We start from the raw sequence: 13843 nt of genomic DNA on the forward strand, positions 1-13843 counted from the left end.
CGCCGGTGCCCGCGCCCGCGCCCGCCCCCGCTCCGCCGGCGCCTGCCGCGTCCGGCCCCACGCCGGCGGCCGCGGCGCCGACCGCGCCCGCGGTCGAGCCGCCCGCACCGGCGCCCACGCCATCACCCGCGCCGGCACCGGCACCCGCTCCCACGCCGTCACCCGCCCCGGCGCCGCAGCCCGCGCCGACACCGCAGCCCGCCCCCGCGACCTGCTCCGACACCCAGACCGTCCCGACCGCCGAGACCCTCGACCGCGTCCGCGCCGCGGTCGTCTGCCTCGTCGACGCCGAGCGCGCCCGCGCGGGCCTGCCGCCGCTCGCCCACCACGCCGCGCTGCAGAGCGCCGCCGTCGCCCACTCGCGCGACATGGTGGCCCAGCGCTACTTCAGCCACACCAGCGCGGACGGCCGCGAGGTCGTCGACCGCATCGAGGCCGCCGGCTACGTCCCGTGGCGCACGTACGGCGAGAACATCGCGTGGGGCTCGGGCACGCGCGCGACCGCGGCGAGCATCGTCACCGGCTGGATGGGCTCCCCCGGCCACCGCGCGAACATCCTCCGCGCCACGTTCGCCGAGGCGGGCGTCGGGGTCGCGCTCGGGACGCCGAGCGGCGCCTCAGGCGCGACCTACACGCACGACTTCGGCGCCCGCTGAACCGGTCACGGCGCGGCGGGGCTGAGCTCGCCGTGCCCGCGGGCGCGCGCGCCGGCCCGCTCGAACAGCAGCGCCGTCGCGAGCGCGCCCACGGCCAGGATGGCCGCACCCCACCAGAACACGACGGTCGAGCCGTGCACGACCGCCTCGGCCTGCGCGACCGCGACGGGGGTGCCGGCGGCCGCCGCGTGGTCGCTGACCGCGCTCGCGAAGACCGTCGAGAGCAGCGCCACGCCGAGCGACCCGCCGACCTGCTGCGACGTGTTGACCAGCGCCGAGGCGACCCCGGCGTCGCCGGGCTCCACGCCCTGGGTGGCGGTGGCGTACGACGGCGCCATGACCAGGCCGAACCCGAAGCCGGCGAGCAGGATGCCCGGCAGCACCGCCGCCGCGTACGACGCCCCGACCTCGATCCCGGTCAGGAGGGTCACCCCGAGCGCGGCGGACATGAGGCCCGCCGGCACCAGCGGCCGCGGTCCGACGCGCGGGAGCAGGCGCGTGGACGCGACCGTCGCGGCGGCCATGACCGTGATCACCATCGGCAGGAAGGCCAGGCCGGTCTCGATCGGCGAGAAGCCCAGCACCGTCTGCAGGTAGTAGGTCAGGAACAGGAACGTCGCGAACGTCGCCAGGCCGGTGACCACGATCGCCAGGAACGCCGCACCGCGGTTGCGGTCGCGGACGACGCCCAGCGGCAGGAGCGGGCTCGCGACCCGCGCTTCCAGCGCCACGAAGGCGCCCAGCGCCACGACGCCGAACGCGAGCAGGCCGACGGTCAGCGGCGCGTCCCACGCGTCCATCTCCGCGTTGGCGAAGCCGTAGACGAGCGCGAGCAGGCCGCTCGTGGCGACGACCACCCCGGGCACGTCGATCCGCGGGCGGCGCGCCGGACGCCCGTTCACCAGCAGCCGGACCGCGGCGAGCGCCGCGGGGAGGGCGAACGCGAGGTTCACGTACATCGTCCAGCGCCAGGTCAGGACCTCGGTGAGCGCGCCACCGAGCAGCAGCCCGACCGCCGCGCCCGAGCCGCCGATCGCGCCGTACACGCCGAACGCCTTCGCCCGCTCGCCGGGGTCGGTGAACGTGGTCGTCACGATCGAGAGCGCCGCCGGTGCGAGGAGCGCAGCGAACACGCCCTGCACCGCCCGCGCGGCGACGAGCACCTCCAGGCTGGGGGCGGCGCCGCCGACCGCCGACGCGCCGGCGAAGCCGCTCAGACCCGCGACGAACGTCCACTTGCGCCCGACCAGGTCGCCGATCCGCCCGCCGAGCAGGAGCAGCGAGCCGAACGCCAGCGCGTACGCGGTGATGACCCACTGGCGCGACTCGTCGCTGAACCCGAGGTCGGCCTGCGCGGACGGCAGCGCGATGTTCACCACGGTGACGTCGAGCACCACCATGAGCTGGGCCAGGGCGATCACCGCCAGGATGCGCCAGCGCTGCGGGTCGCGGGATGCGTCGGTGCTCATCGTGCTGCCTCCTGGTCGTCTGCGGGGCCGGCGCCGGGGCGGCCGCCCCGGGGGCGCGTGCGGACCGCCTCGAACAGCGCCGCGTGGTCCGCGACCGGCCCGAGGTGGCCGAGCTTGTCGGGGTTGAAGATCGAGTTGACGGCCCGCACGTGGCCGTCCGCGACGTCGACCGTGACGACGCCGACCAGCCGGCCCTCGGGGTCCAGGACGAGGAGGCCGGGCTCGCCGTTGACCTCGGCGCGGCGGACGCTCGTGCCCATGCGCTCCAGCAGGCCGCGGCCAGCCCGGATGGCGCGGGCGCAGCGCACGCGCCCCTGGACCGCCGTCCGGCGCCGCCGCGCGCGGGGCAGCCCGCCGTCGCCGCGGATCGTCGCGTCCTCGGCGAGCAGGGCCTCGAGCCCTTCGAGGTCGCCGTCCTCGAACGCGGCGAAGAAGCGGTCGGCGAGCCGGTCGCGCTGCTCGCGCGAGGTCTCGAAGCGCGGCTGCTCGAGCTCGACCTGGCGTCGGGCCCGCGACCCCAGCTGACGCACCGCGTCCGTGCTCTTGCCGAGCACCGTCGCGATCCGCTCGTACGGGTAGTCGAACACCTCGCGCAGGAGGAAGACCGCGCGCTGCTCGGGCGACAGCCGCTCCAGCACCACCAGCAGCGCGACCGACAGCGACTCGGCGATCTCCGCGTGGCGGGTCGGGTCGTCGTGGTCGGTGGTCAGCAGCGGCTCGGGCAGCCACCCGCCGACCGACGTCTCGCGGCGCGCCCGCGCGGAGCGCAGCTCGTCGATCCCCAGCCGCGTCACGACCGTCACCAGGAACCCCTCGGGCGAGGCGATCCGCGTGCCCGCGTCCAGCTCGCGGTGCAGCCGCAGGAACGCCTCCTGCACGAGGTCCTCGGCCTCGGTGACGCGCCCCAGCATCCGGTACGCGACCCCGAACGCCTTCGCGCGCAGCTCCTCGTACGCGGCGCCGGCCGCCGGCTCGCTCACGCCGACCGCCGCAGCCGCCGCACGACGAGGACCGGCGCCGCGACCACGGCGCCCACGAGCCCGGCCGCCAGCCCGAGCACGAGCACCGGCGCGACGAGCGCCACGGTCAGCACGATGCCGGGCAGCGCGAACGGGAACAGCACCATCGTGACCACGCCCAGCGCGGTCAGCCAGCCGGCGGCGCCGGTGATCACGTCGCCGGCGCTCGTCGCGGGGTCGGTGGGCGGGCTCATCGGTCTCCTTTCGTCCTCACGCCCCCAAGGACGAGATGGAGCCCGCGGATGTGACCGGTGGCGCGTCGGCGGGTGCCCGACCTGCGCGGGCGCGGCGCGTCCTCCCACCCGTCGCGGTCGGCGGACAGCTCTCACCGCCGGACGCCCCGCGTCTCGCCGCCGCGCCGCGCCGTGGTGAATCCTTCGGGCATGACCGAGCCCCTCCCACCCGTCGTCGACGCCGCCTGGGTCGCCGCCCACCGCGACCGCCTGGTGCTCGCCGACGTGCGCTGGTACCTCGACGGGCGGCCGGGCGAGGCGGCGTACGAGGAGGGCCACGTGCCGGGCGCGGTGTGGGTCGACGTGGACACCGACCTGTCCGCGCCGCCGAGCACGGCGGGCGGGCGCCATCCGCTCCCCACGCCCGAGGCGTTCGCCGCGCGGCTCGGCGCGCGCGGCATCGGCGACGACGACGTCGTGGTCGCGTACGACGACCAGGGCGGCGGGTTCGCGGCGCGGCTGGTGTGGATGCTGCGGCGGATCGGCCAGCCCGCTGTCCTGCTCGACGGCGGGCTCGCCGCGTGGCCCGGCCCGCTGGAGACCGGCGCGACGACCCGGCCGCCAGTCACGCGCCTCCCGCGCCCCTGGCCCGCGGACCTCCTGCGCACCGCCGACGAGGTCGCCGCGGCCGCCGCGTCACCGGAGGCGCTCGTGCTCGACGCCCGCGCGCCCGGGCGGTACACCGGCGTCGAGGCACTGCCGAGCGAGACGCGGACCGGCCACGTGCCCGGCGCCGTGAGCGCCCCGTGGGGCGGCAACCTCGCACCCGACGGGACGTTCCTCCCGGCGGACCAGCTGCGGGAGCGGTTCGCGCAGCTCGGCGCGGCGGAGCGCGACGAGGTCATCGTCTACTGCGGCTCGGGCGTCACCGCGTGCCACGACCTGCTGGCGCTCGAACGGGCCGGCCTGCCGCCCGCGGCGCTGTACCCCGGCTCGTGGTCGGCGTGGTCGGCCGACGACGCGCGGCCGGTCGCCACGGGCGAGGCCCCGTTCGGCGACTGACGCGGCGGACGCTTCGAGATCGTTCGAAGTCCTTGACTTCAACCGTGGTTGAAGACGTAGGGTCGTCCGCGACACCATGACCACGGATCTCCACACCCCCGAGGCCCCCGACGGGCTCGACGACCTGCGCACGCGCCTCGACGGCGCGGCCCTCCTCCCCGGCGACCCCGCGTACGACGAGGTGCGCGCGATCTTCAACGCCGCCATCGACCGCCTCCCCGCCGTCGTCGTGCGCGCGGCGGGCGCGGGCGACGTCGCCCGCGCCGTGACCTTCGCCCGCGAGCGCGGCCTCCCGCTCTCCGTGCGCGGCGGCGGCCACGGCTTCGCCGGCCACGCGATCGCGGACGGCGGCGTCGTCATCGACACCTCCGCGCTGCGCGACCTCACGATCGACCCCGAGCGGCGCGAGGCCCGCGCCGGCGCCGGCCTGCGCGCCGGCGAGTACACCGCCGCGACCACCGCGCACGGGCTGGCGACCGGCTTCGGCGACACCGGCACCGTCGGCGTCGCGGGCATCACGCTCGGCGGCGGCATCGGCTGGCTCGCGCGCCGGGACGGCCTGACGATCGACTCGGTGCTCGGGTTCGACCTCGTGACCGCCGACGGCGGGCTCGTCGAGGTCGACGCCGAGCGCGAGCCCGACCTGTTCTGGGCGCTGCGCGGCGGCGGCGGGAACTTCGGCGTCGTGACGAGCCTGCGCTACCGCCTTCGGGAGGCCCCGACCGTCCTCGGCGGGATGCTCCTGCTGCCGCCCGAGCCGGCCGTGCTCGCGGGCTTCCTCGAGATCGCCGCCGAGGCGCCGGACGAGCTGACCACGATCGCGCACGTGGGGCTCGCGCCGCCGGCGCCGTTCGTGCCGGCCGAGCTCCACGGGCAGCTCGTCGTGTTCGGGCTGCTCGCCTGGAGCGGCGACCTCGACGAGGGCGAGCGGATCGTCGCCCGGATGCGCGCGCTCGGCACGCCGCTCGCCGACCTCGTGCGGCCGATGCCGTACGCCGAGCTGCTCGAAGACGGCCCGCCGCGCGGCGCGGTCGCGGTGCGCAACGGCTTCGCCGGGCAGCTCGGCGTGGCCGAGGCGGAGACGATCCTGGACCAGGTCCGTGCCGTCGCCCCCGCCCCGCTCGCCGTCCAGCTCCGCGTGCTCGGCGGCGCGGTGTCGCGCGTCCCGGCCGACGCCACCGCGTTCGCCCACCGCGACCGCGACACGCTCGTCATCGTCGGCGCTCCGGGCATCGGCGGCGAGGACGTCGCGACGCTCGAGGCGCGCGCCGAGGGCACGGCGTCGGCGCTCGGCGTCCTGGGCAGCGGCGCGTACGTCAACTACCTCGGCACCGACGGCGCGGCCCGCATCCGCGAGGCCTACCCGGACGCGACGTACGAGCGGCTCGCCCGCATCAAGCGCGACCACGACCCGGAGAACGTGTTCCGCGGCGCGCACAACATCCCCCCCGCGGCCTGACGCGGGGCTACGGCCGGATGAGCACCTTGATCGACGTCCGGTCGGCCATGGCGCGGTAGCCGTCAGGCACCCCGTCCAGGCCGACCGTGCGGTCGAACACGCGACCCGGCTCGATCTTCCCGTCGAGGATGTCGGGGAGCAGCTCGTCGATGTAGGCGCGGACGGGCGCCGGGCCGCCGCCGACCGTGACGTTCTTGAAGAACATCGGCTGCGCGAGCGGGATCGCCGGGTAGTGCGGGACGCCCACGCGGCCGACCGCGCCGCCCGGCCGCGCGATCGCGACCGACGTCTCGGTCGCCGCCTCGGTGCCGACGCACTCCAGGACGCCGTGGACGCCGACGCCGCCGGTCAACCCCATGATCCGCTCGACCGCCGCCTCGCCGCGCTCGGCCACGACGTCGGTGGCGCCCAGCTCGCGCGCGAGGTCCGTGCGGTCCTGATGGCGGCCCATGATGATGATCTGCTCCGCGCCCAGGCGCTTGGCCGCGATCACGCCGCACAGGCCGACCGCACCGTCGCCCACGACGGCCACCGCGTCGCCCGGCTTGACGCCCGCGACGACCGCCGCGTGGTGGCCGGTGCCGAGCACGTCGGACAGCGTGAGCAGCGACGGCATGAGCGCGTCGTCCTCGGCGACCGGGAGCTTGTAGAGCGTGCCGTCGGCGAGCGGGACGCGGACCGCCTCGGCCTGCGCGGCGCCGGTCTTCAGCGCGTCGAAGAAGCCGCCCTGGACGCACGCGGTGTGCAGCCCCTCGTGGCAGAAGGCGCACGTGCCGTCAGAGAACGCGAACGGCATCACGACGAGGTCGCCGCGCTTGACCGTCCGTACCTCGGCGCCGACGTCCTCGACGACGCCGATCGCCTCGTGGCCCATCGGGCGGCCGACCTCCCGGGCCTCGAGGTCGCCGTACGGCCACAGGTCGCTGCCGCAGATGCAGGCGCTGGTGACGCGGACGATCGCGTCGGTGGGCTCGGCGATGGTGGAGTCGGGGACGTCCTCGACGCGGACGTCGCCCGCGGCGTACATGAGCGTGGCAAGCATGCACCCCAGGGTGGGCCGCCGGAGCCAGAGCTTCAAATACAGGTTCTTCGCCTGCGATAGTCGGAGCCTATGGATCCGCGACGGCTCCTCACCTTCCGCACCGTCGCGCACGAGCGCTCGTTCTCCCGCGCCGCGCAGCGGCTCTCGCTCTCCCAGCCGTCGGTGTCGAGCCAGGTCGCATTGCTGGAGCGGGAGATCGGCGTGCGGCTGCTCGACCGCGGCCGCGGCGGACGCGGCGGGCTGCGCCTGACGCGGGCGGGCGAGGTGCTGCTCGAGCACGCGGACCACGTCGCGTGGCGGCTGGAGCTGGCGGAGACGCAGCTGGCCGCGCTCGCGAGCGCGCGGCGCGACCAGATCCGCGTCGGCTGCTTCCCGACGTCGATGGCCGGCCTCGTCCCCGCCGCGATCGAGCGGCTGCGCGCCACGCACGGCGACGTGCGCGTCCTGCTCAGCGAGGTGACCGCGAGTTCGCTCGAGGAGCGACTGCTCAGCGGCGAGCTCGACCTGGCACTCGCCTACCAGGACGCCACGCTCCCGCGCCGCGAGCTGCGCGACGTCCAGCGGATCGACCTCCTGCGCGAGACGTTCCTGCTCAGCCTCCCGCCCGGCCACCGCCTCGCCTCGGCGCCGGGGCCGATCGCGCTCGCCGACCTCGCCGACGACGACTGGATCCTGCCGTCGACGGAGGGCTTCCTGATCGACGCCTGCCGCGAGGCGGGGTTCGAGCCGCACATCGTGGCGCTGTCCACCGGCGGGACGCGCGGGATGATCGCCCGCGGGCTCGGCGTCGGGTTCATCCCGAGCCTGCTCGCCGGCGAGCACCCCGGCGTCGTCGTCCGCGCGACCGACGGCCCGACGCGCCACCGCGACGTCTACGCGCTGCTGCCGCCGGGCGAGCACCACCCGCACGGGCGCCACGTCATCGACGCGCTGCGCGAGGCCGCGCGGGAGTTCGACGCGGGGCAGCCGTAGGCGGGGGCTGCGCGTCGAGGTGCTCCTGGTGGTTGCGGATCGCCGCCAGCAGCTCCGGCACGTGGTGGTCGGACAGCCGGTAGAGCTGGTTGCGCCCGTCGCGGCGCGCGACGACGAACCGCAGCTCCCGCAGCACGCGCAGCTGGTGCGAGACGAGGCTCTGCTCGAGCCCGGTCGCCGCCTCGAGCTGCTCGACCGTCCGCTCGCCCTCCAGCAGCGCCCACAGGAGGCGGATGCGGCTGCCGGTCCCGAACGCCTTCATCGAGGCCGCGAGGGCGTCGGCCTCCCCCGGCTCGAGCGGACGGCCGACCGGACGGTGCTCGGACGGATGCGGCATCGCGCCCGCCACCGTACCGCGGCGGCCGGCGCGCTCCCGGGCCACAGCCGGGCCGCCGCGAGCGTCGCGACCGCCGCGACCGCGGCCAGCACCCAGGCGACGGTGCCGATGCCGATCGCCGCGCCGAGCACGCCCGCGATCGGGTACGTCGCCAGCCAGCACGCGTGGGAGAGCGAGAACTGCGCGGCGAAGAGCGCGGGCCGCTCCCGTTCGCCCGCCGAGCGCTGGATCAGCCGGCCCGCCGGGGTCTGGACGAGCGACAGGCCGACGCCGAGGGCGAACCACGCGAGCAGCAGCGCCGCGTAGCTCGGCACGAGCGCGGTCGCGACCAGGCCGAGCGGCAGCAGCGCGCCGCCGGCGAGCATCACGGGCCGGTCGGGCACGCGGTCGAGGACGCGGGGGAGCGCGAGCGCGGTGACCATCGAGCCCGCGCCCGCGGCCCCCAGCGCGAGCGCCACCGCGCTGTCGCCGCCGCCGAGCTCGTCGCGCACGAGCACGACGGTGTTGACGATCGTCATCGCGCTCGCCGACGCCACCGCGACGTTCAGCGCGAGCAGGCCGCGCAGCCGGGGCGTCGCGAGGTAGCGGCGGATGCCGGCGGTGAGGGGCGGGCGGTTCCCCGGGTCGGCCACGCCGCGGGCGGACGGCGCCAGGCCGGAGGTCGCGATCAACGCGGCGGCGGCCAGGAACGTCGCGCCGTCGAGGGCGAACAGCACGTGGAAGTCGAGCAGCAGCAGGAGCACGGCGGCGAGCGCGGGGCTGAGCAGCTCGCCCAGGTCGTAGGCCAGGCGCGAGAGCGAGAGCGCGCGCGTGTACGTGCGCTCGTCCGGCAGCACCTCGGGGATCGCGGCCTGGAACGCGGGCGTGAAGCCGGCCGCCGCGGCGTGCAGCGCGAAGATCAGCGCGTAGACGTGCCAGACCTCGCTGGCGAAGAGCATCCCGAGCACGACGGCGCCCTGCGCGAGCGCAAGCGCCACGAGCAGCCGCCGCCGCGGGAAGCGGCCCGCGAACGCCGCGATCACCGGCGCGAGCGCGACGTAGGCGACCATCTTCAGCGCGAGCGCCCCGCCGAGCACCGCGCCCGCGTTCGACTCCGCCAGGTCGTAGGCGAGCAGGCCGAGCGCGACGGTCGTCACGCCGGTCCCCGCCAGCGAGATCACCTGGGCGGCGAACAGCCTCCGGTACGTGCGATCGGCCAGCGGCCCGCACCGCCGGCTCCCGCCCATGAACATACGTTCATGAATAGCACGGCGTTCAGGGCATCGCGCAGCCGCCGCTCACGCAGCACCCCTCGCCGCGCCACGCCTCCCGCCCCTCCTTGACCGCGACACCGGCGATCAGCAGGCCGACGATCGGGTCGAGCCACCACGCGTCCACCACCGCGTTGCCGAGCAGGCCGAGGAGCAGCGCGCCGGCCAGGTAGGCGCACAGCAGGTTCTGGCGCCCCTCGCCCTTCGTCGCGGCGGAGCCGATCCGCTCGGCGATGCGCTGCTTGGCGAGCCCGAGGTACGGCATGACGACGAGGCTGGACGCGCTGAGCGCGATCCCCAATCAGCTCGCGTCGGGCCGGTGGCCGTCGACCAGCGCGGTCACCGACTCGTAGCCGACGTACGGCGCGAGGACGAAGAACTGCACCGCGACGAGCTTCTGCGCGCGCTCCTCCGCGGCGTGCGAGAACATCCGCGCGCCGGTGAAGCGCCACACGATGATCCCGCTCGCGAAGCCCTCGATGGCCGAGTCGATGCCGAAGCCGATCAGCGCGACCGACCCGGCCAGGACGCCCGCGAGGATCGCGATGCCGCCCTCCATCGCCATGTAGGCGAGGCTGAACCAGGAGAGCGCCCGCACGCGACGGGCGAGCCGCTCGTACGTCACGCGGTCGACCGGCGCGGACGCCGGGTGCGCGACGACGCGGAGCGGCCCGGCGCTCACACGACCGCCTCCGGGGCGGCGCCGACGGCGGCGAGCAGCGCACGGCCCGCGTCGGTCACCGCGTACATGACCATCTTGCCCTCGCGGCGGCTCGTCACCAGCCCGGCCCCGCGCAGCGTGCGCAGGTGGTGCGAGACGAGGTTCTCGGGCCGCTCGGCGATCCATGCGAGGTCGCACACGCACAGCTCGTCGGTCGCGGCGAGGGCGGCGGCGAGCGTCAGGCGGGTCGGGTCGGCGACCGCCTTCGCGCGGTCGGCCAGCTCGCGCGCGGCGTCCGGGGCGAGCCGGCGCTCCCGAAGCGCCTCCGCCTTGGGCAGGTCGAGGCAGAGCAGGTCACAGCGATCCGTGGCCATGGCGGGACCCTACAACACCTCAACGGATGTTGAGACGTTCACCCTGCGCGGTAAGTCAGCCGAGCGGCGTGCCGGTGAACGCGGCGAGCGCGTCGAGGAGCGCGTCCTGGAAGCGCTCGTCGCCGACCGCCGGGTGCGGCTCGCGCCGGCGCTGGTGGTGCCAGTAGCCGCCTGAGGTCCGCGCGGCGGGGTCGTCGCTGGTCGCCAGCCACGTCTGCGTCACGTGGCCGAGGCGCAGGTCGTCGGGCGCATTGGGGCCGCCCATCCGCGTCGGGACCCAGCCGGGGTCGACCGCGTTGCTGAGGACGTCCGGCCACCGGCGTGCGACCGCCGCGGCCAGCGCCGTCACGAAGAGCTTGCTGTCGGAGTACGAGCCCGTCGCCCGCGCGCCCGACCAGTCCATCCCGGCGACGTCGGCGCGCCCGCCGCGGTGCATGCCGCTGCTGAGGTAGACCAGCCGCTCGGGCCGGCCGACGAGCGCGGTCAGCAGGTACGGCGCGACGACGTTGACCGTGAGCACGTGCCGCCCGGTCATCACGCCGGCGTTGTGGATCACCGCGTCGAGCCGCCCGAGCGCATCGACCTGCTCGGCCAGCGCCCGCGTCTGGCCGACGTCCGCCAGGTCCCCCACGACGGCCGCGGCGCCGCGGTCCACGAGCTCGCGCACCGCGGGCAGCCGCTCCTCGCTGCGCGTGTGGACGACCACCTCGTGCCCGTCGTCGAGCAGCGCCGCGGCGGCGGCTCGGCCGAGACCATCGGCCGAGCCGGTGACGAGGACGCGCGCCATCGGCGCCCAGGCTACGACGGCCGCCGGGTCAGACGAGCGTGAAGCGCCCGACGAGGTGCTGGAGGTCCTCGGCGGTCCTCGCGAGCTGCTGGGCGCTGTCGGCGATCTCCTGCGCGGAGGCGCTGGTCTCCTGCGTCGAGGCCGAGACCTGCTCGGACGACGCGCTCGACTCCTCGGCCACCGCGGCGACCTCGGTCATGTCGCTCTGCACCTTCTGCGCGGAGGCGGCGATCTGCTGCACCGCGGCGGCGATCGCGTCGACGCGGCCGGTCATGTCGTCGACCGACACGCCGATGCGGGCGAAGGCGTCGCGCGCCTCCTCCACGGTCGCGGCGCCCTGCTCGGTGCGCTCGTTGGTCTCCTCGACCACCGCGACGGCCTGCGTCGTCTCGCCCTGGATCTCCTCGACCAGCGTCGCGATCGTCGCGGCCGCGGACTGCGACTCCTCGGCGAGCTTGCGGACCTCCTCGGCCACGACCGCGAACCCGCGGCCCTGCTCACCGGCACGGGCGGCCTCGATCGCCGCGTTGAGGGCGAGGAGGTTCGTCTGCTCGGAGATGCCGGTGATCGTCTCGACGATGCCGCCGATCTGCTCGGACTTCGCGCCGAGCTGCCGCATCGCGTCGGTGACCTGCGCGGACGACTCGCGGACCTCGCGCATGGCCTCGGTGGCCTTGGCGACGGCGGCCTCGCCCTCGGCGGCGACACGGCGCGCCTCGGCGGCGGCCTGCGCGGTCTCGGACGCCGACTGCGCGGACGCCTCGGTCGCGTGCGAGACCTCCGCCGTCGCGTGGCGCGCCTCCTCGACCGACCGGACCTGGCGCTCGGCGCCCTGCGCGACGTCGGACACGGCGGACGCGATCTCGCCGACCGCGCGCCCGGCCTCCTCGGAGGTCGACGCCATCTGCTGCGAGGCGGAGCTGAGCGTCTCGGCCGACGCGGTGACCGCGCCGATGACGTCGGTCAGGCTGCCCTGCATGTCGCGGAAGGCGACGCCGAGCGCGTCGCGCTCGGACCTCGGCTGGACCGGGACGGAGAGGTCGCCGCGGGCCATGCGGCCGGCGTCGTCGGAGAGGCCCTTGAGGTAGTCGATCAGGCGGCGGAACGAGGCGCCGAGCTGGCCGAGCTCGTCCTTGGAGTCGACCGCGACCGTCTGCTCGACGTCGCCCTCGGCGAGGCTGTCGGCGGCGCGCACGAGCTGCTGCAGGCCGCGGACGACGAAACGGGAGATGAAGAGCGCGGCGGCGATCGCGACGAGGATCGCGGCGATGCCGAGCACGATCAGCAGCGTGCGGGCCGACGTGACGGTCTCGTCGAGCTCCTTGGCGGTGGCGGCGGAGGTCTTCTCGCTCGACCGCAGGACCGCGCCGATGTTGGTCACCAGCGGGGTGAAGGTCTCCTCGCTCGCGGCGAGCCCGGCGGCGGCGGCCGCGAGGTCGCCCTCCTGGAGCGCCGCGTCGAGCGGCTCGGACGCCGTGCGGAACGCGGTCCACTCGCCCTTGAGCTTGGCGATGGCGGCCTGCGTCTGCTCGGGCGCGTCCGCCGTCAGCTTCTCGAGCGTCGCGAACTCCCTGTCGATGCCCGCGGGCATCGTGTCGAGGAAGCCGAGGAGCTGCTTGCGCGCCTCCGCGTTGTCGCCCGCGCCGACGAGCATCGTCTGCACGAGCCGGTAGTTGCTCTCGTTGGTCGAGACGCGACCGAGCGACCCGGTGGCGGGGAGGTCGAGCTCGACCACGCCCGTCGCCTTGTCCGACACCTTCCCGACGGCCGACAGGCCGACGAACACGACGGCGGTCAGCACGACCGCCACGAGGCCGAACCCGGCCAGCAACTTCACCCGCATACCACCCGGCAACGACACCCGCACAGGACCCATCCTCGATCGCTTTACGGGTCGGTGATCGGCACCTCGGTGTCCCGGTTGACCCAACCGGGCGCAGCGGCCGCCCCTCCATCGCCGGCGCGGAGCGCGTGCGTCAGCCGCGCGGCGTGCCCGAGGAGCCGCTCGGTCGTGGCCTCCTCGGGGTTGGCGAGCCGCAGGCGCAGCAGCTCGTCGCCGGCCGCGTTGAGCATGCGCGCGGTGTACTCCGGGTCCGGCAGGTCGGGCGCGATCGCCAGCACGACGTCCTCGATGTACGCCCGGACGAGCGCCTGCGCGGCGGCCAGGCGCTCGTGCAGCTCGGGCGGCGCGCCCTGCGGCGGGACGAGGAACAGCCGCCACGTCGCGGGGTGCGCATCGGCCGCGCGCAGCACGCCGGCGAAGCTCTCGACGATGACGTCCTCACCCTCCCGGCCCGCGCGCGCGACCGCGTCCGCGAACTGCCGGTAGGCGCGCGCCGCCTCGCGGTCGACGAGCGCGATGAAGAGCCCGGTCAGGTCGCCGAACTGCTGGTAGACGACGGGGCGCGTCACGCCCGCCTCGGCGGCGATGCGGCTGACCGTCGCGGCGTGGAAGCTCTCGGCGTCGACGATCGCGTGGGCGATGTCGAGGATCTGCTCGCGGCGGTCGATGGCCCGCATCCGCCGCCGGGCTGGGAGGTCCGCGCTCGCCATGCCGATCGGCGTGTATCTTACACGCCGTA

Annotated in this window: 16 protein-coding genes; 4 read left to right on the forward strand and 12 right to left on the reverse strand. The window is 75.8% G+C overall.

From position 1 onward, the window contains the following. A partial coding sequence (locus AC1UE5_RS27125; protein ID WP_482929075.1) for a CAP domain-containing protein occupies window positions 1-656 on the forward strand: 656 nt, incomplete at its 5' end. 5 nt (window positions 657-661) lie between these two features. On the opposite strand, the gene AC1UE5_RS27130 is transcribed toward AC1UE5_RS27125, so the two are convergent. From AC1UE5_RS27130 to AC1UE5_RS27140, 3 genes are read right to left on the reverse strand one after another with little or no spacing between them, the layout of a single operon-like run. Continuing rightward, complete coding sequence (locus AC1UE5_RS27130; protein WP_482929076.1) at window positions 662-2125, reverse strand: MFS transporter; 1464 nt, start codon at window positions 2123-2125, stop codon at window positions 662-664. Next, window positions 2122-3105 (reverse strand): RNA polymerase sigma factor SigJ, encoded by a 984-nt coding sequence (gene sigJ / locus AC1UE5_RS27135; protein ID WP_482929077.1) that lies wholly within the window; start codon window positions 3103-3105, stop codon window positions 2122-2124. The genes AC1UE5_RS27130 and sigJ overlap by 4 nt, the downstream gene beginning before the upstream one ends. After that, entirely contained in the window at window positions 3102-3338 is a 237-nt protein-coding gene (locus AC1UE5_RS27140) for a hypothetical protein (protein WP_482929078.1), read from the reverse strand. Before AC1UE5_RS27140 ends, sigJ begins: the two co-directional genes overlap by 4 nt. Before the next feature lie 189 nt (window positions 3339-3527). Between AC1UE5_RS27140 and AC1UE5_RS27145 the strand changes: the two genes are divergently transcribed. Both AC1UE5_RS27145 and AC1UE5_RS27150 read left to right on the forward strand, forming a co-directional pair. Next, window positions 3528-4379, forward strand: coding sequence for a sulfurtransferase (locus AC1UE5_RS27145; RefSeq protein WP_482929079.1), 852 nt, complete (start codon window positions 3528-3530; stop codon window positions 4377-4379). A gap of 76 nt (window positions 4380-4455) precedes the next feature. Continuing rightward, on the forward strand, window positions 4456-5838 hold the full coding sequence (locus tag AC1UE5_RS27150) for an FAD-binding oxidoreductase (RefSeq protein ID WP_482929080.1): 1383 nt from the start codon (window positions 4456-4458) through the stop codon (window positions 5836-5838). A 7-nt stretch (window positions 5839-5845) separates the two neighbouring features. Here the strand turns inward: AC1UE5_RS27150 and AC1UE5_RS27155 are convergent, their stop codons facing one another. Beyond that, entirely contained in the window at window positions 5846-6880 is a 1035-nt protein-coding gene (locus AC1UE5_RS27155) for a zinc-dependent alcohol dehydrogenase family protein (RefSeq protein ID WP_482929081.1), read from the reverse strand. 69 nt (window positions 6881-6949) lie between these two features. On the opposite strand from AC1UE5_RS27155, the gene AC1UE5_RS27160 reads away from it, so the two are divergent. Further along, window positions 6950-7852 (forward strand): LysR substrate-binding domain-containing protein, encoded by a 903-nt coding sequence (locus AC1UE5_RS27160; RefSeq protein WP_482929082.1) that lies wholly within the window; start codon window positions 6950-6952, stop codon window positions 7850-7852. Here the strand turns inward: AC1UE5_RS27160 and AC1UE5_RS27165 are convergent. From AC1UE5_RS27165 to AC1UE5_RS27200, 8 genes are read right to left on the reverse strand one after another with little or no spacing between them, the layout of a single operon-like run. Beyond that, a complete protein-coding gene (locus AC1UE5_RS27165; RefSeq protein WP_482929083.1) occupies window positions 7800-8189 on the reverse strand; it encodes an ArsR/SmtB family transcription factor in 390 nt (129 codons plus the stop codon). The genes AC1UE5_RS27160 and AC1UE5_RS27165 overlap by 53 nt on opposite strands. Continuing rightward, the gene (locus AC1UE5_RS27170) at window positions 8111-9415 is read right to left on the reverse strand and encodes an MFS transporter (protein WP_482929084.1); all 1305 of its coding nucleotides are present in this window, start codon (window positions 9413-9415) and stop codon (window positions 8111-8113) included. The genes AC1UE5_RS27165 and AC1UE5_RS27170 overlap by 79 nt, the downstream gene beginning before the upstream one ends. 28 nt (window positions 9416-9443) lie before the next feature. Then, window positions 9444-9740 carry a cation efflux transmembrane domain-containing protein gene (locus AC1UE5_RS27175; protein ID WP_482929085.1) on the reverse strand — a complete coding sequence of 99 codons (297 nt, stop codon included), beginning with the start codon at window positions 9738-9740 and terminating at the stop codon, window positions 9444-9446. Beyond that, window positions 9741-10121 carry a hypothetical protein gene (locus tag AC1UE5_RS27180; protein WP_482929086.1) on the reverse strand — a complete coding sequence of 127 codons (381 nt, stop codon included), beginning with the start codon at window positions 10119-10121 and terminating at the stop codon, window positions 9741-9743. Beyond that, window positions 10118-10474, reverse strand: coding sequence for a helix-turn-helix domain-containing protein (locus AC1UE5_RS27185; protein WP_482929087.1), 357 nt, complete (start codon window positions 10472-10474; stop codon window positions 10118-10120). The genes AC1UE5_RS27180 and AC1UE5_RS27185 overlap by 4 nt, the downstream gene beginning before the upstream one ends. Before the next feature lie 55 nt (window positions 10475-10529). Next, the gene (locus tag AC1UE5_RS27190) at window positions 10530-11261 is read right to left on the reverse strand and encodes an SDR family NAD(P)-dependent oxidoreductase (RefSeq protein ID WP_482929088.1); all 732 of its coding nucleotides are present in this window, start codon (window positions 11259-11261) and stop codon (window positions 10530-10532) included. Between the two features lie 28 nt (window positions 11262-11289). Continuing rightward, window positions 11290-13098, reverse strand: a complete 1809-nt coding sequence (locus AC1UE5_RS27195) for a methyl-accepting chemotaxis protein (RefSeq protein WP_482929089.1) — start codon at window positions 13096-13098, stop codon at window positions 11290-11292. Window positions 13099-13148: 50 nt separating this feature from the next. Beyond that, window positions 13149-13814: a TetR/AcrR family transcriptional regulator gene (locus AC1UE5_RS27200; protein WP_482929090.1), complete on the reverse strand. Its 666-nt coding sequence runs from the start codon at window positions 13812-13814 to the stop codon at window positions 13149-13151. Between the last annotated feature and the right edge of the window lie 29 nt (window positions 13815-13843).

It is taken from the genome of Parviterribacter multiflagellatus (genome assembly GCF_056863265.1).